This is a genomic window from Stenotrophomonas sp. LC732, assembly GCF_052446685.1.
Taxonomy (GTDB): Bacteria; Pseudomonadota; Gammaproteobacteria; order Xanthomonadales; family Xanthomonadaceae; genus Stenotrophomonas; species Stenotrophomonas muris.
On record NZ_CP199214.1, the window covers coordinates 1,559,915 to 1,576,759 of the forward strand.

A 16,845-nucleotide genomic window follows, 5' to 3' on the forward strand; every position below is an offset into this window, starting at 1 on the left:
GCTGACAGGGTAGGACCGGCGGCCCGCATGCGGCACAATAGACGATGCCCTTGCAGGGTCGACCGCTTCCGCAGGGGAGCGCGACGGTCCCGCCCACACTGCACGGTGATGGAATCGAATTCTTGGAAAATCAAGCGGTTAAATCGAAGATGCGAATCCTGGTCAGCAATGACGATGGTGTCGACGCCGCAGGCATCCGGATGCTTGCCGCGGTCCTGCGCGAGGCCGGTCACGAAGTCACGGTGGTTGCGCCCGACCGCGATCGCTCCGGCGCCAGCAACTCGCTGACCCTGGACCTGCCGATCCGGCTCAAGCGCATCGACCATTACACCGTTTCGGTGGCCGGTACACCCACCGACTGCGTGCACCTGGCGCTGACCGGCCTGCTTGAATTCGAGCCTGACATTGTCGTGTCCGGCATCAACAACGCCGCCAATCTCGGCGACGACGTGATCTATTCCGGCACCGTCTCGGCGGCGATGGAAGGTCGCTTCCTCGGCCTGCCGGCGGTGGCGGTCTCGCTGGTCAGCCGCAACCACGATCCGAAGCACTTCGAGACCGCCGCGCGTGCTGCGGTGGAGATTGTCGCCCGGCTCAAGGCCGATCCGCTGCCGGCCGACACCATCCTCAACGTCAACGTGCCGGACCTACCGTGGAGCGAGGTCAAGGGCTTCGAGGTCACCCGCCTCGGCAACCGCCATCGTGCCGAAGGCTGCATCGCGCAGAAGGATCCGCGCGGCAACGAGGTGTACTGGATCGGCCCTGCCGGCCGTGAGCAGGATTCCGGTCCCGGTACCGATTTCCACGCGGTGCGCACCGGCCACATCTCGATCACCCCGATCCAGGTCGACCTCACCCGCTACCAGGCGCTGGAGAAGGTCGCCAGCTGGGTCGGCGGCCTCAGCGCCGCGCTGGACCAGCCGGCATGAGCCCACGCCTGCGATTGCAGCCGGAAGCCGTCGGTATCGGCATGACCTCGCAGCGCGTGCGTGACCGCCTGGTCGACCGCCTGCGCGAAGCCGGCATCGTCGACGAGCCGACCTTGAACGCGATCCGGGTGGTGCCGCGCCATCTGTTCATCGATGAAGCCCTGGCCTCGCGTGCCTATGAAGACACCGCGCTGCCGATCGGCCATGGCCAGACCATCTCGCAGCCCTGGGTGGTTGCGCGGATGACCGAGGCAGTGCTGCAGGTCTCGCCGAAGCGGGTGCTGGAAGTCGGCACCGGTTCCGGTTACCAGGCCGCCATCCTTGGCGCGTTGGGCCTGGAGGTCTACACCGTGGAGCGCATTGGTGATCTGCTGCGCCAGGCCCGCAAGCGCTTCCGTGCGCTGGGCATGAACATCCGCACCAAGCACGACGACGGCCGCGTCGGCTGGGCCGAGCACGGCCCGTTCGATGCCATCGTGGTCACTGCGGCGGCGCCGGCACTGGTCGACGCCCTGATCGAGCAGCTGGCCGAAGGCGGCCGCCTGGTGGCGCCGGTCGGTGGCCCTGGGGCGCAGTCGCTGGTACAGCTGGACCGCAAGGCCGACGGCAGCATCGAACAACACGTGCTGGCGCCGGTCACGTTCGTGCCGCTGCTGTCTGGCATGCTCGACTAATCCACGGAGCAGGGTTGCATGAAGATTTTCGGGCCGCTGTACGAGCGGGCGATGAAGTGGGCGGCGCACGAACGCGCGCCGACCTATCTGACGGTGTTGAGCTTCTTCGAGGCGATCATCTTCCCGGTGATGCCGGAGGTGATGCTGGCGCCGATGTGCGTGGCCCAGCCCAAGCGCGGCTGGTGGTTTGCCACCCTCAGCCTGGCCGGCTCGATGGTCGGTGCGCTGGTCGGCTACGCGCTGGGTCACTACGCTTTCGAGGCGATCAAGCCGCTGTTTGAAGTGCTGGGCATGCTGCCGGCGATCGAGCAGGGCATCACCACCGTGCAGGCGAAGATGGCCGAATCGCCGTGGGCGGTGTTCACCTTCCTGGTGCTGGGCGGCTTCATGCCCATCCCGATGAAGGTCTTCACGTGGGCATCGGGTATCGTCGGCGTACCGATGCCGCAGTACCTGTTGAGCATGCTGATCGGTCGCGGCAAGCGCGTGTTCGTGCTGGCTGCGGTCATCCGTATCGGTGGTGCGCGTGCTGAAGCGGCACTGCGTCGCTGGATTGAACCGCTGGGCTGGATCGCCACCGCGTTGGTGGTGGTGCTGATCGCCTGGCTTGTATGGAGGTCGAAGTTCGCATGAGTCCTGATCGTCTGAGCAAGGGAGTGCGCATCGGCGCGCTGGCGTTGCTGGTTTCCACCCTGGCCGCCTGCGGCACCGCCACTGTGGTTCGTCCTGGTGGTGGCAGCACCGGTGGTGGTGTGACCACGCCGAAGACCTCGGTGCCCAAGCCCGGGCAGACCGTGGTGGTGCGCAAGGGCGACACCATCTATGCGCTGGCCCGCATCCATGACATCACCCCGGCCGACCTGATTGCCTGGAACAGCCTGGACAACCCCTCGACCATCCATCCGGGGCAGGTGATCCGGCTGTATCCGGCCGGTGCCAGCGGCGGCCGCGCGCCGACCACGGTGGTCACCGCGCCGCGCCCGGGCGGCAGCAGCGCCGGCAGCACGGCGCCAACTCCGGCGCCGGCCGGTCCGGTGAAGAGCAACATCGCCTGGCGCTGGCCGGCCGACGGCGCGATCGTCGGCCGCTACGTTGCCGGCGATGCGACCAAGCAGGGCGTGGACATCGCCGGTACCAGCGGCCAGCCGGTCAAGGCCACCGCCAACGGTGTGGTGGTGTACTCCGGCGCCGGCCTGGTCGGCTACGGCGAGCTGATCATCATCAAGCACAGCGACCAGTGGCTGTCGGCCTATGGCCACAACCGCAAGCGCCTGGTGAATGAGGGGCAGAGCGTGAAGGCCGGTGAGCAGATCGCCGAGATGGGCCGCACCGGTGCGAACCGCGACATGGTCCACTTCGAGATCCGCTACAACGGCAAGCCGGTCGACCCGCAGCAGTACCTGCCGGCGCGCTGATCGTCGATTCATAATCCGGGCGGATCCCCGGCCCGGCGCAGCGCGCCGGGCGTTCGCCGACGGTGCGGCCCATGGGCCGCAAACACCGCCGGCTCACCCGCTACAACGGCAAGCCGGTCGACCCGCAGCAATACCTGCCGGCGCGCTGATCGTCGATTCATAATCCGGGCGGATCCCCGGCCCGGCGCAGCGCGCCGGGCGTTCGCCGACGGTGCGGCCCATGGGCCGCAAACACCGCCGGCTCACCCGCTACAACGGCAAGCCGGTCGACCCGCAGCAGTACCTGCCGGCGCGTTGAGGCAGTGGGATCGGGTGGCGCCGGGCAATGCTCGGCGTTCCCGACCTGTAGCGTCGAGCCGTGCTCGACTCACTGTACGCTGGCCGCCGTGGGTGGCCGTTTGCGACCTTGAGTGGCACATCTCAAGCTTCCCGACAAGCCAGGGAAGCGGCATGCTTCAACGGAACCAGCCTCCCGATCCGGTGCCGCATGTCTCGCCCAACAGCCCTTTTCGCGCTGCTCATCGTCGCGCCGTTGGCGACCGCCGCCAGCGATCCACGTGACGTGGTCACCCGCCTCTACGACGCCATCCAGGCGCCGCAGTCGAACGAAACGGCGATTGCTCCGCTGCTGGGTGATGCCCTCCGCTCAGCCATCGATGCGCAGCGTGCATATGAACAGGCCTGCACCGCACTGGCCGCGCCCGACGAGAAGCCGCACATGCTCGACCAGAGCCCGTATCTGTTGGCGCCGGACCGGCCGGAGACGATAACGGTGGGAGCGCCAGGATCGAGCGGTGACGCCACCTGGGTCCATGTCGACATGGCCGTGGGCGACTATCGCTGGACCGACCGGGTCCTGCTGCAGCGGCAGGGCCCGGACTGGAAGGTCATGGATATCCGCTGGGGGCAGGGTGGCAACCTGATCGGTCGGCTGCAGGCGTTCTCCGCGTTCCGCTGCACACCTTCGGGCAGCTAGTGCCCGGGCGCACCCGGCGGCTCGAACTCAGCCTTCCAGGATGAAGGCGGCCGCGACCTTGCGGCCTTCGCCGGCCAGAATGTTGAAGGTGCGCGCGGCGGCCGGATTGTTCATCACCTCCAGGCCGATGCCACGCGACAGACAGGCGGCCATCACCACCGCGGGCGGGAATACCTGACGGTCTCCCGTGCCGAGCACGATCAGCGCCGGATTCAGCGCCAGGATCGGCTCCAGGTCCGCCAACTGCAGCGCGGCGGCACTTGCCACCGGCCAGTGCGTGACCAGTTGGTCCGGGGTGAGGAAGAAACTGCCGCCCAGCACCTGGTCATTCACCTTGGCCGAGCGGCCATCTGCGGCACGCAGGCTGTAGGCGTAATCCGGCGGTTCGTGGTTCAGCTGCATGACGGTAGGACGATCAGCCGCGCGGCAGCACGATCTGGCGCTGTTCCTTGCTCGGGCGGTACAGCACCGCGACGTGGCCGATGCGCTGCACCAGCGCGCTTTCGGTGGCTTCGACGATCTCGCCGATCATCGCGTCACGGGCGTCGCGATCCTCTGCGGCGACCTTCACCTTGACCAGTTCGTGGCGCTCCAGCACTTCGTTCAGCTCCGCGATGAAGGCTGGGGTCACACCCTTGCCGCCGGTCTGCAGCAGGGCCTTCAGGTCGTGGGCTTGGCCGCGCAGGAAACGGGTCTGGGAGGCGGTCAGGGCGATGGACATGCAGGAAAACACGGTTGAATGGGACGATCAGGGTATCATGAGGACCCCATCAGCCCCTATTTTCAATGGCTACCCGCAGCAAAAGCAGCCAGCGCTGGCTCAAGGAACACTTCTCCGACCCCTTCGTGAAGAAGGCGCAGGCCGAGGGCATGCGCTCGCGCGCCGCCTACAAGCTCGAGGAGCTGCTCGAACGTGACCGCCTGCTGAAGCCGCACATGGTGGTGGTCGACCTTGGCGCGGCCCCCGGCGGCTGGTCTCAGCAGGTTCGGAGACAGATCGGGGACACCGGTCGTGTGCTGGCGCTGGACATCCTGGACATGCCGCCGCTGGCCGGCGTGGAGTTCCTTCATGGTGACTTCAGGGAAGAAGCCGTCCTATCGCAGTTTGAAGCCATGCTCGGGGATCAGCCGGTAGACCTTGTGCTGTCGGACATGGCCCCCAATAAGAGTGGTGTAGGCGCGGTCGACCAGCCGCGGATGATGCACCTGGCGGAGCTGGCCCTGGATTTTGCCGACAACCACCTGAAGACCGGTGGGGCGTTCCTGATCAAGCTGTTCCAAGGTGAGGGCTTTGACGACTACGTGCGCGACATGCGCCGCCGTTACGACAAGGTCTCCATCCGCAAGCCGGAGGCGTCGCGCAAGCGCTCTCCCGAGGTGTATGCCTTGGGTCAGGGAAAACGCGCCCACATGAAGTAAGCTCGCAACGTACGCAAGTTCGACCCCAACGCAACGCCAGCACTGAGAGGAACACCGGAGCCAATGAGGATGAACGACTTGACCAAGAACCTCCTGCTATGGGTGGTCGTCGCCGTCGTGCTGATGGTGGTCTTCCAGAGCTTCTCGCCGAAGTCCTCCGGGGCCGGCGCGCAGGGCGCGTCGTACTCGCAGTTCCTGGACCAGGTGGACAGCGGCAACGTGCAGAAGGTCGCCTTCGGCGGCGACATGCGCGGCGGCACCAGCCAGCTGACCTACACCACCCGCGGTGGGCAGTCGTCCACCATCACCGCGCCGTTCGATCGTGACCTGATCAACGTGCTGCGCACCAAGAACGTGGAGATCGTGCAGGAGGAGCCGTCCAGCGGCATCTCCCTGGGCGCGATCCTGATGAATTTCCTGCCGGTCATCCTGATCATCGGCTTCTGGTTGTTCATCATGCGCCAGATGCAGGGCGGTGGTGGCGGTGCCAAGGGCGCGATGTCCTTCGGCAAGTCGCGCGCCAAGCTGCAGGGCGAGGACCAGATCAAGGTCACCTTCGCCGACGTCGCCGGCTGCGACGAGGCCAAGGAAGAAGTGGGCGAGCTGGTCGACTTCCTGCGCGACCCGTCCAAGTTCACCAAGCTGGGCGGCAAGATTCCGCGCGGCGTGCTGATGGTGGGCCCGCCGGGTACCGGCAAGACGCTGCTGGCCAAGGCCATTGCCGGCGAAGCCAAGGTGCCGTTCTTCTCGATCTCCGGTTCGGACTTCGTGGAAATGTTCGTCGGCGTGGGCGCCAGCCGCGTGCGTGACATGTTCGAGCAGGCCAAGAAGCACGCCCCGTGCATCATCTTCATCGACGAAATCGATGCCGTCGGTCGCCACCGTGGCGCCGGCCTGGGCGGCGGTCATGACGAGCGCGAGCAGACCCTGAACCAGCTGCTGGTCGAGATGGACGGTTTTGAAGGCGGCGAAGGCGTGATCGTGATCGCCGCGACCAACCGTCCGGACGTGCTGGATCCGGCGCTGCTGCGTCCGGGCCGTTTCGACCGCCAGGTGGTGGTCGGCCTGCCGGACGTGAAGGGCCGCGAGCACATCCTGAAGGTCCACATGCGCAAGCTGCCGCTGGCCGACGATGTCGAGCCGATGGTGATCGCACGTGGTACCCCCGGCTTCTCCGGCGCCGACCTGGCCAACCTCTGCAACGAGGCGGCCCTGTTCGCCGCGCGCGGCAACGAGAAGGAAGTCCGCATGGACCACTTCGACCGTGCCCGCGACAAGATCCTGATGGGTGCCGAGCGCCGCTCGATGGCCATGAGCGAGGACGAGAAGACCCTGACCGCGTACCACGAAGCGGGTCACGCCATCGTCGGCCGCCTGGTGCCCGAGCACGATCCGGTCTACAAGGTCACCATCATTCCGCGCGGCCGTGCGCTGGGCGTGACGATGTACCTGCCGGAAGGCGACAAGTACTCGATGAACCGCGTGGCGATCCAGTCGCAGCTGTGCTCCCTGTACGGCGGCCGTGTCGCCGAAGAGCTGATCTTCGGCGAGGACAAGGTCACCACCGGCGCCTCCAACGACATCGAGCGCGCAACCAAGATGGCCCGCAACATGGTCACCAAGTGGGGCCTGTCGGAGCAGCTCGGCCCGATCGCCTATGGCGAAGAGGACGACGAGGTGTTCCTGGGGCGTTCGGTCACCCAGCACAAGAGCGTGTCCAACGACACGGCGCGCCGGATCGACGAGGAAGTGCGCAACATCCTCGACAAGGCCTATGCCCGCACCACCCAGCTGTTGACCGAGAACATCGACAAGCTGCATGCGATGTCGCAGCTGCTGCTGCAGTACGAGACCATCGACGCACCGCAGATCGACGCCATCATGGAAGGCCGCGATCCGCCGCCGCCGGCGGGCTGGAGCAAGTCGAACAAGGACGGTGGCAACGACAAGGGCGGCGACGCCCGCCCGCTGCCGCCGATCGCAGGCCCGGCCGAATCGCATTGACGGCCCGCTGCACGTAACACCAGACGAGGCCGGGGAAACCCGGCCTTGTCGTTTCCGGGCCTTCGGCCCCTTCCGAACCGAACTGATGCTGGAGCCTGCATGTCCGCCCCGAAGCCTGAACCGATTTCCCACACCGCCGAAATGATCATCGCCACCGTGGTCGGCGTGGGCGTAGGGCTGGGCGCCGACAACCTGCTGCTGGGCTGCGTGGTGGGTATCGGTGTCGGCATCGTGCTGAGCATCGCCAGAACCCTGTACGTGGACCGCAAGCGCCGCCGCCGTTGAGGGGTGTCCGCAGGGCTTCGCCCTGCACCCGCGGTAGTGCCGGCCGCTGGCCGGCAACCTCAGCAGCAACAGCAACAGCAACAGCAACATTCCGTGGGGTGGCGGGGCGGTGTCGGAGTGCGGGGACGCCGTGAACCCATCCATGGGGGCTTGGCAGCCGCATCCATACGGCTGACACCCCGCCCTCCGACACCGCCCCACCTCTGACAGATTCCGGCCGCTGTTGGTAGGTGTCGACCTTGGTCGACACGGTAGATCCTCGCCATGCGTGGATGAATCTCTGTCAGATATCGAATCAATTCGGGGTCAGATGCGTTTTCCGTAGGAAAACGGATCTGACCCCACGCCATCCCTCAGTACACCTGCTGTTGCTTCGGCTGTTGCTTCAGCTGTTGCTGTAGCCCGGGCCTCTGCGGGTGCAGGGCGCCGCCCTGCCGAACTAAACTACCCGCCGTCGTCCCTGCAGGATTGCCCATGTTCGATACCTCGCCCCAGCTCGATTGCGCCGGCCGCATCCTGCGCCTGGACCGTGCCCGGGTCATGGGCATCGTCAACGTCACCCCGGACTCCTTCTCCGATGGCGGCGCGCATGACACCACCGAGGCTGCGGTCGCCCATGGCCTGAAGCTGGTCGAGGAGGGCGCCGACCTGCTCGATATCGGCGGCGAATCGACCCGCCCGGGCGCTGCGCCGGTATCGGTCGAGGAGGAGCTGCGCCGGGTGATTCCGGTGATCGAGCAGCTGGCCGCCCGCACCCGGGTGCCGATCAGCATCGATACCTTCAAGCCGGAGGTGATGCGCGCGGCGGTGGCCGCTGGCGCCGGCATGATCAACGACATCTTCGCCCTGCGCCAGGGCGGTGCGCTTGAAGCTGCCGCCGAAAGCGGCGTGCCGGTGGTGCTGATGCACATGCAGGGCGAGCCGGGCCACATGCAGGCCGATCCGCACTACGACGACGTGGTCGCCGAGGTGCATGGTTTCCTGGTGCAGCGCCTGTTCGCTGCCGAGATGGCGGGCATTGCGAAGAAGAACCTGCTGATCGACCTTGGTTTTGGCTTCGGCAAGAGCACCGCCCACAACATGACCCTGCTGGCGCGTTCGGAGCGCTTCCTGGAACTGGGGGTGCCGGTGCTGGCCGGCCTGTCACGCAAGCGCAGCCTGGGAGAACTCACTGGCCGCGACACGCCCTCCGAACGCGTGGCGGCTTCGGTGGCCGCGCACCTGATCGCGGTCCAACGTGGCGCGCGCATCGTGCGCGTGCATGACGTGGCGGCCACCGTCGATGCGCTGAAGATCTGGCAGGCAGTGGAGGCCGTGCCGACGCCGCGTGCCGACGCTGCGCCGACGATCCGCTGGCCGGACGAAGACTGATGGGCGTCGATCGGCGGCCGCTGGCGATCGCCGTGATGGGGCCGACCGCCAGTGGCAAGACCGCCACCGCAATCGCTTTGGCACAGCAACTGGACGGCGAAATCGTCAGCGTCGATTCGGCGCTGGTATACCGCCACCTGGACATCGGCTCGGCCAAGCCTGATGCGGCCGAGCGTGCACAGGCGCCGCACCATCTGCTGGACCTGCGCGATCCCTGGCAGACCTATTCGGCGGCCGAGTTCGCCGCCGATGCCGGCCGGGTCGTGGCCGACATCGTGGCACGCGGCAAAACGCCGATCCTGGCAGGTGGCACGGGGCTGTACTTCCGGGCCCTGCTGCAGGGCCTGTCGCCGATGCCGGAGGCCGACCCGGTGATGCGCGAAGCACTCAGCACCGAGGCGGCCGAGCGGGGCTGGGCGGCATTGCACGCAGAGCTGGCCGAGGTCGATCCGGCCGCCGCCGCACGCATCCATGCCACCGACCCGCAACGCATCCAGCGGGCACTGGAGGTCTATCGCCTGACCGGCACGCCCATCACTGAATGGCAGCGCCGTCCGGGCGTGGCGCCGCTGCCGGTGCGCACCCTCAAGCTGATCCTGGCCCCGCGTGACCGCGCGGTACTGCACCAGCGCATCGAGGCGCGCTTCGACACCATGCTGGCGCAGGGCTTCCTGGACGAAGTGCGGGCACTGCGCGCGATGCCGGAAATGGCCGCCGTGGAGGCCCCGTTGGACCTGCCGGCGGTGCGTGCGGTCGGCTATCGCCAGGCCTGGGAGTACCTGGACGGGGAGGGTGATGCCGCCCGTTTCCGTGACAAGGCGATCTTCGCCACCCGCCAGCTGGCCAAGCGCCAGCTGACGTGGCTGCGCGGCGAGCTTGATGCGCGCTGGTTCGACCCCCATATCGACCAGGAGCGCCTTGCCGGCGCGGTGTCGGCCTTCGTCGCACGCTGAACCCCCGCCAGCCGTGTAACATCATCGGTCGGCGGGCGGCTCGGGGGCCGTGGCAACCGTCGGCAACCCAATAAGAACAATAATCAGGAGTGTGCAATGTCCAAGGGGCAATCGCTGCAGGATCCTTTCTTGAACGCACTGCGGCGCGAGCGCGTGCCGGTTTCGGTGTACCTGGTGAACGGCATCAAGCTGCAGGGCACGATCGAGTCGTTCGACCAGTTCGTGGTCCTGCTGCGCAACACGGTCAGTCAGATGGTCTACAAGCACGCCATTTCCACGGTGGTTCCGGCACGCAACGTGAAGGTCGGTCCGGGCGGTGGTTACGTGCAGTCGGGTGAAGGTGGTCAGGCAGGTGATGAAGCAGACGAGTAATACCGGAGCGGTGAATGTTTGACCGCTCGAAAAAGGGCGAACACGCCCTGTTGATCCAGCCCCATTTCGGCAAGCTGGAAGACGATGTGCTGGAAGAGTTCGGTGATCTGGCCCGCTCGGCTGGGGCCAGCATCGCCGCGACGATCACCGCGCGCCTGGACCGTCCGAATCCGTCAACCCTGATCGGCAGCGGCAAGCTGGACGAGATCAAGGCCGCGGCCGCTGCCAGTGGCGCCGACCTGATCCTGGTCAACCATGCGCTGAGCCCGGGTCAGGAGCGCAACCTGGAACGCTTCCTCGAGCGCCGGGTGATCGACCGCACCGGTCTGATCCTGGACATCTTTGCCCAGCGTGCACACAGCCACGAGGGCAAGCTGCAGGTCGAGCTGGCGCAGCTGCGTCACTTGGCTACGCGATTGGTTCGCGGCTGGACCCACCTGGAGCGCCAGCGCGGCGGTTCGATCGGCCTGCGTGGCCCGGGTGAAACCCAGCTGGAAACCGACCGCCGCCTGTTGCAGAAGCGGGTCGAGCAGCTGCAGAAGCGCCTGGAGAAGGTTGAAGTGCAGCGCACCCAGATGCGCCGTGCGCGTGTGCGCAGCGAGCTGCCGCGCGTGGCCCTGGTGGGCTACACCAACGCCGGCAAATCGACCCTGTTCAACGCCATGACCGGCGCCGAGGCCTATGCCGCCGACCAGCTGTTCGCCACGCTGGACCCGACCGTGCGCCGCATCGCGGTCCCGGGCGGCAGCGTGGTGCTGGCCGACACCGTCGGTTTCGTCCGCGACCTGCCGCATGATCTGGTCGCCGCGTTCCGCTCGACGCTGTCCGAGGCACGCGAGGCCGATTTCCTGCTGCATGTGGTCGACGCCGCCGATCCGCACCGCGAGGAGCGCATCGCCCAGGTGGACGAGGTGCTGACCGCGGTCGGTGCCGGTGACCTGCCGCAGCTGCTGGTGTTCAACAAGATCGACCGCATCGACGGTGCCGACGTCCGCCACGATGGCCAGGATGGCGTGCCCGACGAGTCGCGTCGTGAACGTGTCTGGATTTCCGCGCGTGACGGGCAGGGCCTTGAGCTGCTGCAGGCAGTGCTGGGCAAGCGCCTGGGCCTGCAGCACGTGACCGGTGAATTGCGCCTGCCGCCGGATGCCGGCCGCCTGCGTGCGCGCCTGCACCAGCTGGAAGTGATCCGCAGCGAACAGGCCGATGAAGAGGGCTGGCTGCTGCAGGTGGACCTGCCGATTGCCGAAGCCGAGAAGCTGGCCGCCAGTGCCGATGGCGCGCCGATCCGGGCGCTGTTGCCGGAGAAACTGCCGGTGTGGTGAGCTAGCGGCCCATGGCTGGTAGTGCCGGCCGCTGGCCGGCCACGCAATCGTGCCGGAGGGGCGCGACATCCGGCTGTCATCTGCGGTACAACGGGGTTCTTCACCCCACCGTCATGCCGATGTCCATCCCCACCGACGCCGATCTCAACACCCAGTCCGCCGCGCTCGGGCAGCGCCTGCAGCAGGCCTCGCTGCAGCTGGTCACGGCCGAAAGCTGCAGTGGCGGCTGGATCGCCAAGTGCATGACCGACATCGCCGGTTCTTCGGCGTTCTTCGACTGCGGCATGGTGGTCTACAGCTATGAAGCCAAGCAGCGCCTGCTGGGCGTGCGTGCGCAGACGCTGGAACAGTTCGGCGCGGTCAGTCGCGAAACCGTTCTGGAGATGGTGTCCGGTGCGCTGGTCAATTCCGGTGCCGGCATCGCCGTGGCGGTGACCGGTATCGCCGGCCCCGGCGGTGGCAGTCCGGACAAGCCAGTCGGCAGTGTCTGGATCGGCTGGAAGCGCCGCGGTGGCTACGCCCGCGCCGAGCTGTTCCAGTTCGATGGCGACCGCGAAGCCATCCGCCGGCAAACCGTGGCGGCGGCATTGCGCGGTATCGACGCCCAGCTGTGACATGCTGCTCCGGTAACCGTCCGGAGCACGCATGATGTGGGAAACGCTGGGCACGGTCCGTGACCTGGGCCGACTGCAGGAAATCGCCGTTGTCCTGATCCGCTACGGCTTCGGCGACGTGGTTCGGCGCATCGGCCTGGCCAGCACGCTGGAGCGGGCAGGGCGCCTGTTGCACTGGAACGAGGACCGGCAGGAGCTGCTGCGGATGACCGCACCGGTGCGCGTGCGCAGTGCGATGCAGGATCTTGGCCCGACCTTCGTCAAGCTTGGCCAGGTGCTGGCAACGCGCGTCGACCTGTTGCCGCCGGAGTGGATTGCCGAGCTGTCCGAACTGCAGAACGCGGTGCCGGCCCTGCCGTACGCCGAGATCCGCGGGCAGCTCGAAGCCGACCTGGGCGCGTCGCCGGCGGAGGTATTCGCCTTCCTTGACGAAACCCCGATGGCCGCCGCCTCGCTGGCGCAGGCCCATCGCGCCCGGCTGCATGATGGTCGTGAGGTGGTGCTGAAGGTGCGGCGTCCCGGCATCCGCGACGTGGTCGAGGCCGACCTGCGGCTGCTGGCGCGGCTGGCCGAGATCGTCGAGGCCCGGTTGCCGGACCTGCGTCGCTATCGCCCGGCCGAGGTCGTGCAGCAGTTCACCGTATCGCTGCGCCGCGAGCTGGATTTTGCCGCCGAATGCCGCAATGCCGAACGCATCGCCCGCAACTTCAGCGGCCGTGACGACATACTGATTCCGAAGGTGCACTGGCAGTGGACCTGCGAGAGCCTGAACGTGCAGGACTTCGTCGACGGCATTCCCGGCCGCGATCTGGCCGGCGTCGATGCGGCGGGCCTGGACCGGCGCGAGCTGGCGCGGCGTGGCGCCGGCATCGTGCTGAAGATGGTGCTGGAGGACGGCAGCTTCCACGCCGATCCACACCCCGGCAACATCATCTACCTGCGTGACGGCCGCATCGGCGTGATCGATTTCGGCATGGTCGGCGCGCTGTCCGAAGTGCGCCGCTTCCAGGTCGCGCAACTGCTGCACGGCCTGGTCGAGCAGGACCCGCAGGGCGTGGCGGACGTGCTGCTGGACTGGGCCGGCGGCGTGGAAGTGGACGAGAACCGGCTGCAGCACGACATCAGCCAGTTCGTCGACCAGTACCGTGGCGTGCCGCTGAAGGATCTGCGCATCGGCCTGATGCTGGGCGACATCACCCAGCTGCTGCGCAGCTACAGCCTGACCCTGCCGGCCGACCTGGCACTGATGATCAAGGCCTTCCTGACCCTGGAAGGCATGGGCCGGCAGCTGGATCCGGATTTCGACATGGCCAGCGCCGCCCGCCCGTTCCTGGAGCGCGTGGTGCTGCAGCGTTATGCGCCCAGGGCGCTGCTCAAGCGCGGCCGGCGCAGCCTGTTGGGCCTGGTCGACTTCGCCGGCGAGTTGCCGCGCGACCTGCGCAAGCTGGTCCAGGCGGCGCGCCGTGGTCGCCTCCAGCTGAAGGTGGAGACCACCGCGTTGCAGGGCTTCGGCGAGCAGGTGAACCGAGCCGCGAACCGACTGGTGGTGGGCGTGATCACGGCCGCGCTGATCATCGGCTCGTCGATCGTGATGCACAGCGTCGGCGGGGTTTCCAGCCGCTGGTTGCTGGCGCTGGGCGTGTGCGGATTCATCGGCGCCGGCTTCTGCGGCGTATGGATCCTGTTCTCGATCTGGAGAAGCGGCAAGCACGCCTAGCGTGCTTGCCGCGGAATCGCGCAGCGATTCCCGTAGAGCCGACCGCTGGTCGGCTGCCTTTGCCTTTGCCTTTGCCTTTGCTTTTGCTTTTGCTTTTGCTTTTGCTTTTGCCGCCCGGCCGGGCGTTCGCGCGCTCGCCGGGCATGCCTCGGCACTGCAGATGCCGCCGTGCCACCTCGGCACTTGCAGACCTGAGCGTTAGTAGTAATACTACTAACCATGGACCTGACCGACACCCAGCAGGCGATCCTGCAGTTGATCGCCGAGCGTATCGAGAGCGATGGCGCACCGCCGTCGCAGACTGAAATCGCACGTGCGTTCGGCTTCAAGGGCGTGCGCGCGGCCCAGTACCACCTGGAAGCCCTGGAGCAGGCCGGTGCGATCCGTCGCATCCCCGGCCAGGCCCGCGGCATCCGCCTGGTGCAGGCACCGCCGGTGGAGACTCTGGCCGAGCCGGGCCTGCCTGACAGTGTGCTGCGCCTGCCGGTGCTGGGCCGGGTCGCGGCCGGCCTGCCGATCGGCGCGGATATCGGTTCGGACGATTTCGTGGTGCTGGACCGGGTGTTCTTCTCGCCGGCGCCGGACTACCTGCTGAAGGTGCAGGGCGATTCGATGATCGACGAGGGCATCTTCGACGGCGACCTGATCGGCGTGCACCGCACCCGCGACGCCCATTCCGGGCAGATCGTGGTGGCCCGCATCGATGACGAGATCACCGTCAAGCTGCTGAAGATCGCCAAGGACCGCATCCGCCTGCTGCCGCGCAACCCCGACTACAAGCCGATCGAGGTGCTGCCCGACCAGGACTTCGCAATCGAGGGCCTCTATTGCGGCCTGCTTCGGCCCAACCGTTGACCTGTTCCATAGCGCATTACCCGCGGTCTTTTGTGGCGATTCTCTGGTTCCACTGAGGTTGGTACGGATGTCCGATAATTCTTTTCAGAGCGCCGGGCAGAATCTCAGCCTGTGCGATACGTCCGACTTAAAGTGAGCCCATGGCAAAGAAGACCCCCAAAGACAGCACCCCCAACGACATGACCTCTGCAAGGACCAATACGATGGACGAGAACAAGAAGCGCGCCTTGGCTGCTGCTCTGGGCCAGATCGAGAAGCAGTTCGGCAAAGGCTCGGTGATGCGCATGGGCGACCGCGTGGTCGAGCCCGTCGAGGCCATCCCGACCGGTTCGCTGATGCTCGACATCGCACTGGGCATTGGCGGTCTGCCGAAGGGCCGTGTCGTCGAAATCTACGGGCCGGAATCCTCGGGCAAGACCACCCTGACCCTGCAGGCCATCGCCGAATGCCAGAAGATGGGCGGCACTGCGGCCTTCATCGATGCCGAGCACGCGCTGGACCCGATCTACGCCGCCAAGCTGGGCGTGAACGTGGACGACCTGCTGCTGTCGCAGCCGGATACCGGTGAGCAGGCGCTGGAAATCGCTGACATGCTGGTGCGCTCGGGTTCGGTCGACATCCTGGTGATCGACTCGGTTGCTGCGCTGACGCCGAAGGCCGAAATCGAAGGCGAGATGGGCGACCAGCTGCCGGGCCTTCAGGCCCGTCTGATGAGCCAGGCGCTGCGCAAGCTGACCGGCAACATCAAGCGCTCCAACACGCTGGTGATCTTCATCAACCAGTTGCGCATGAAGATCGGTGTGATGATGCCGGGGCAGAGCCCGGAAACCACCACCGGCGGCAACGCGCTGAAGTTCTACGCCTCGGTCCGCCTGGACATCCGCCGCATCGGCGCGATCAAGAAGGGCGACGAGATCATCGGCAACCAGACCAAGATCAAGGTCGTCAAGAACAAGCTGGCGCCCCCGTTCAAGCAGGTCATTACCGAGATCCTGTATGGCGAAGGCATCAGCCGCGAAGGCGAGCTGATCGACATGGGCGTGGATGCCAAGCTGGTCGAGAAGGCCGGTGCCTGGTACAGCTACGGTGAAGAGCGCATCGGCCAGGGCAAGGATAATGCCCGTGGCTACCTGCGCGACAACCCGACCGTTGCCGCAAAGCTCGAGGCCGAGCTTCGCGAGAAGTTCCAGCCGGCCGAAGCGGCCCGCGAGGAAGGCGACGACGAAGGCGACGACGAGTAAGGCTTGCTGTGGGGCAGGGCGGCGCCGTCAGTGACGTCGCCCTGTCCCGCAGGTTCGAATCGCCCAGGGATGGGCTGGGCGCCACGGATGGCGCCACCCTTGGAGTACCCATGTCCGACGCCGAAGACATTCCGACCGGCCGCAAGCGCCGGCCGCGTGAGCAGACCCCCGTGCAACGGGCGTTGGGCCTGCTGGTCCGCCGCGAGCACTCGCGCAAGGAACTCACCCGCAAGCTGACCTCCCGTGGCATCGAAGACGAAGCCGCGCAGGCCGCTGTCGCCAAGTTGACCGAGGCCGGCTGGCAGGACGACACCCGTTTTGCCGAGAACCTGGTGAGGATGCGCGCCAACACCGGTTATGGGCCGATCCATGTCCGCGCCGAGCTGGGGACCCACGGCCTGGACAGTGCCGCGATTGCCGCAGCGATGGACAGCTACGAAGGCGACTGGCAGGAAAACGCCCGTGATCTGGTCCGCCGACGCTTTGGCGAGGCCGGCCCGCAGGACCTGACGCAGCGGCGCAAGGCTGCCGATCTGCTGGCCCGGCGGGGCTTCGACGGCGACAGCATCCGCCGCGCGACCCGTTACGACCCGGATGACTGAGACTGGCGGCGCCGGGCCTGATACCCTTTAGGTTTTCGGCGGTCCCTCGCGACCCTGGCCAACGCGGCCGGTGGTCCGGGTCCGCCGGCCCGC

The 16,845-nt window shown here is 67.0% G+C and carries 19 protein-coding genes; 17 read left to right on the forward strand and 2 right to left on the reverse strand.

The annotated features are described in order from the left end of the window. Positions 1-149 precede the first annotated feature (149 nt). From surE to ACT6SE_RS07630, 5 genes are all read left to right on the forward strand, one after another. Complete coding sequence (gene surE / locus ACT6SE_RS07610) at positions 150-929, forward strand: 5'/3'-nucleotidase SurE (RefSeq protein WP_032959183.1); 780 nt, start codon at positions 150-152, stop codon at positions 927-929. Further along, a complete protein-coding gene (locus ACT6SE_RS07615; protein WP_014646706.1) occupies positions 926-1,603 on the forward strand; it encodes a protein-L-isoaspartate(D-aspartate) O-methyltransferase in 678 nt (225 codons plus the stop codon). The genes surE and ACT6SE_RS07615 overlap by 4 nt, the downstream gene beginning before the upstream one ends. A gap of 18 nt (positions 1,604-1,621) precedes the next feature. Continuing rightward, a complete protein-coding gene (locus ACT6SE_RS07620) occupies positions 1,622-2,236 on the forward strand; it encodes a YqaA family protein (RefSeq protein WP_014646707.1) in 615 nt (204 codons plus the stop codon). Beyond that, complete coding sequence (locus tag ACT6SE_RS07625; protein ID WP_046429908.1) at positions 2,233-3,018, forward strand: peptidoglycan DD-metalloendopeptidase family protein; 786 nt, start codon at positions 2,233-2,235, stop codon at positions 3,016-3,018. Before ACT6SE_RS07620 ends, ACT6SE_RS07625 begins: the two co-directional genes overlap by 4 nt. A 487-nt stretch (positions 3,019-3,505) precedes the next feature. Next, entirely contained in the window at positions 3,506-3,994 is a 489-nt protein-coding gene (locus ACT6SE_RS07630; protein WP_046429909.1) for a hypothetical protein, read from the forward strand. 27 nt (positions 3,995-4,021) lie between these two features. Here the strand turns inward: ACT6SE_RS07630 and ACT6SE_RS07635 are convergent, their stop codons facing one another. Together ACT6SE_RS07635 and yhbY are read right to left on the reverse strand one after the other, a co-directional pair. Further along, positions 4,022-4,396 carry an Mth938-like domain-containing protein gene (locus tag ACT6SE_RS07635; RefSeq protein WP_014646710.1) on the reverse strand — a complete coding sequence of 125 codons (375 nt, stop codon included), beginning with the start codon at positions 4,394-4,396 and terminating at the stop codon, positions 4,022-4,024. Positions 4,397-4,409: 13 nt separating this feature from the next. Then, positions 4,410-4,715 carry a ribosome assembly RNA-binding protein YhbY gene (gene yhbY / locus ACT6SE_RS07640; RefSeq protein ID WP_014646711.1) on the reverse strand — a complete coding sequence of 102 codons (306 nt, stop codon included), beginning with the start codon at positions 4,713-4,715 and terminating at the stop codon, positions 4,410-4,412. Positions 4,716-4,780: 65 nt separating this feature from the next. Here yhbY and rlmE point away from each other — a divergent pair, with 65 nt between their 5' ends. The 12 genes from rlmE to recX all read left to right on the forward strand — a co-directional run bounded on the left by rlmE (position 4,781) and on the right by recX (position 16,752). Then, a complete protein-coding gene (gene rlmE, locus ACT6SE_RS07645; RefSeq protein WP_005409014.1) occupies positions 4,781-5,413 on the forward strand; it encodes a 23S rRNA (uridine(2552)-2'-O)-methyltransferase RlmE in 633 nt (210 codons plus the stop codon). Between the two features lie 69 nt (positions 5,414-5,482). Next, positions 5,483-7,417, forward strand: coding sequence for an ATP-dependent zinc metalloprotease FtsH (ftsH, locus tag ACT6SE_RS07650; protein WP_005409015.1), 1,935 nt, complete (start codon positions 5,483-5,485; stop codon positions 7,415-7,417). 99 nt (positions 7,418-7,516) lie between these two features. Next, positions 7,517-7,702 (forward strand): hypothetical protein, encoded by a 186-nt coding sequence (locus ACT6SE_RS07655; protein WP_014646713.1) that lies wholly within the window; start codon positions 7,517-7,519, stop codon positions 7,700-7,702. A 474-nt stretch (positions 7,703-8,176) separates the two neighbouring features. Next, the gene (gene folP / locus ACT6SE_RS07660; RefSeq protein ID WP_046429911.1) at positions 8,177-9,073 is read left to right on the forward strand and encodes a dihydropteroate synthase; all 897 of its coding nucleotides are present in this window, start codon (positions 8,177-8,179) and stop codon (positions 9,071-9,073) included. Then, positions 9,073-10,026, forward strand: a complete 954-nt coding sequence (miaA, locus tag ACT6SE_RS07665; protein WP_014646715.1) for a tRNA (adenosine(37)-N6)-dimethylallyltransferase MiaA — start codon at positions 9,073-9,075, stop codon at positions 10,024-10,026. The genes folP and miaA overlap by 1 nt, the downstream gene beginning before the upstream one ends. Before the next feature lie 96 nt (positions 10,027-10,122). Further along, the gene (hfq, locus tag ACT6SE_RS07670) at positions 10,123-10,398 is read left to right on the forward strand and encodes an RNA chaperone Hfq (RefSeq protein WP_004152891.1); all 276 of its coding nucleotides are present in this window, start codon (positions 10,123-10,125) and stop codon (positions 10,396-10,398) included. 14 nt (positions 10,399-10,412) lie between these two features. Next, on the forward strand, positions 10,413-11,723 hold the full coding sequence (hflX, locus tag ACT6SE_RS07675; RefSeq protein WP_046429913.1) for a ribosome rescue GTPase HflX: 1,311 nt from the start codon (positions 10,413-10,415) through the stop codon (positions 11,721-11,723). A 119-nt stretch (positions 11,724-11,842) separates the two neighbouring features. Then, positions 11,843-12,337, forward strand: a complete 495-nt coding sequence (locus ACT6SE_RS07680; protein WP_041864135.1) for a CinA family protein — start codon at positions 11,843-11,845, stop codon at positions 12,335-12,337. Positions 12,338-12,371: 34 nt separating this feature from the next. Then, on the forward strand, positions 12,372-14,054 hold the full coding sequence (gene ubiB, locus ACT6SE_RS07685; protein WP_046429990.1) for a 2-polyprenylphenol 6-hydroxylase: 1,683 nt from the start codon (positions 12,372-12,374) through the stop codon (positions 14,052-14,054). A gap of 219 nt (positions 14,055-14,273) precedes the next feature. Further along, complete coding sequence (gene lexA, locus ACT6SE_RS07690; RefSeq protein ID WP_046429914.1) at positions 14,274-14,909, forward strand: transcriptional repressor LexA; 636 nt, start codon at positions 14,274-14,276, stop codon at positions 14,907-14,909. A 203-nt stretch (positions 14,910-15,112) separates the two neighbouring features. Then, positions 15,113-16,150: a recombinase RecA gene (gene recA / locus ACT6SE_RS07695; RefSeq protein ID WP_049420399.1), complete on the forward strand. Its 1,038-nt coding sequence runs from the start codon at positions 15,113-15,115 to the stop codon at positions 16,148-16,150. Between the two features lie 110 nt (positions 16,151-16,260). Beyond that, positions 16,261-16,752 (forward strand): recombination regulator RecX, encoded by a 492-nt coding sequence (gene recX / locus ACT6SE_RS07700; protein WP_046429917.1) that lies wholly within the window; start codon positions 16,261-16,263, stop codon positions 16,750-16,752. Positions 16,753-16,845 lie beyond the last annotated feature (93 nt).

Coding starts and splice junctions, on each gene's coding strand:
- surE (WP_032959183.1), top strand. CDS start 150: ATGCGAATCCTGGTCAGCAATGACGATGGTGTCGACGCCGCAGGCATC.
- ACT6SE_RS07615 (WP_014646706.1), top strand. CDS start 926: ATGAGCCCACGCCTGCGATTGCAGCCGGAAGCCGTCGGTATCGGCATG.
- ACT6SE_RS07620 (WP_014646707.1), top strand. CDS start 1,622: ATGAAGATTTTCGGGCCGCTGTACGAGCGGGCGATGAAGTGGGCGGCG.
- ACT6SE_RS07625 (WP_046429908.1), top strand. CDS start 2,233: ATGAGTCCTGATCGTCTGAGCAAGGGAGTGCGCATCGGCGCGCTGGCG.
- ACT6SE_RS07630 (WP_046429909.1), top strand. CDS start 3,506: ATGTCTCGCCCAACAGCCCTTTTCGCGCTGCTCATCGTCGCGCCGTTG.
- ACT6SE_RS07635 (WP_014646710.1), bottom strand. CDS start 4,396: ATGCAGCTGAACCACGAACCGCCGGATTACGCCTACAGCCTGCGTGCC.
- yhbY (WP_014646711.1), bottom strand. CDS start 4,715: ATGTCCATCGCCCTGACCGCCTCCCAGACCCGTTTCCTGCGCGGCCAA.
- rlmE (WP_005409014.1), top strand. CDS start 4,781: ATGGCTACCCGCAGCAAAAGCAGCCAGCGCTGGCTCAAGGAACACTTC.
- ftsH (WP_005409015.1), top strand. CDS start 5,483: ATGAACGACTTGACCAAGAACCTCCTGCTATGGGTGGTCGTCGCCGTC.
- ACT6SE_RS07655 (WP_014646713.1), top strand. CDS start 7,517: ATGTCCGCCCCGAAGCCTGAACCGATTTCCCACACCGCCGAAATGATC.
- folP (WP_046429911.1), top strand. CDS start 8,177: ATGTTCGATACCTCGCCCCAGCTCGATTGCGCCGGCCGCATCCTGCGC.
- miaA (WP_014646715.1), top strand. CDS start 9,073: ATGGGCGTCGATCGGCGGCCGCTGGCGATCGCCGTGATGGGGCCGACC.
- hfq (WP_004152891.1), top strand. CDS start 10,123: ATGTCCAAGGGGCAATCGCTGCAGGATCCTTTCTTGAACGCACTGCGG.
- hflX (WP_046429913.1), top strand. CDS start 10,413: ATGTTTGACCGCTCGAAAAAGGGCGAACACGCCCTGTTGATCCAGCCC.
- ACT6SE_RS07680 (WP_041864135.1), top strand. CDS start 11,843: ATGTCCATCCCCACCGACGCCGATCTCAACACCCAGTCCGCCGCGCTC.
- ubiB (WP_046429990.1), top strand. CDS start 12,372: ATGTGGGAAACGCTGGGCACGGTCCGTGACCTGGGCCGACTGCAGGAA.
- lexA (WP_046429914.1), top strand. CDS start 14,274: ATGGACCTGACCGACACCCAGCAGGCGATCCTGCAGTTGATCGCCGAG.
- recA (WP_049420399.1), top strand. CDS start 15,113: ATGGACGAGAACAAGAAGCGCGCCTTGGCTGCTGCTCTGGGCCAGATC.
- recX (WP_046429917.1), top strand. CDS start 16,261: ATGTCCGACGCCGAAGACATTCCGACCGGCCGCAAGCGCCGGCCGCGT.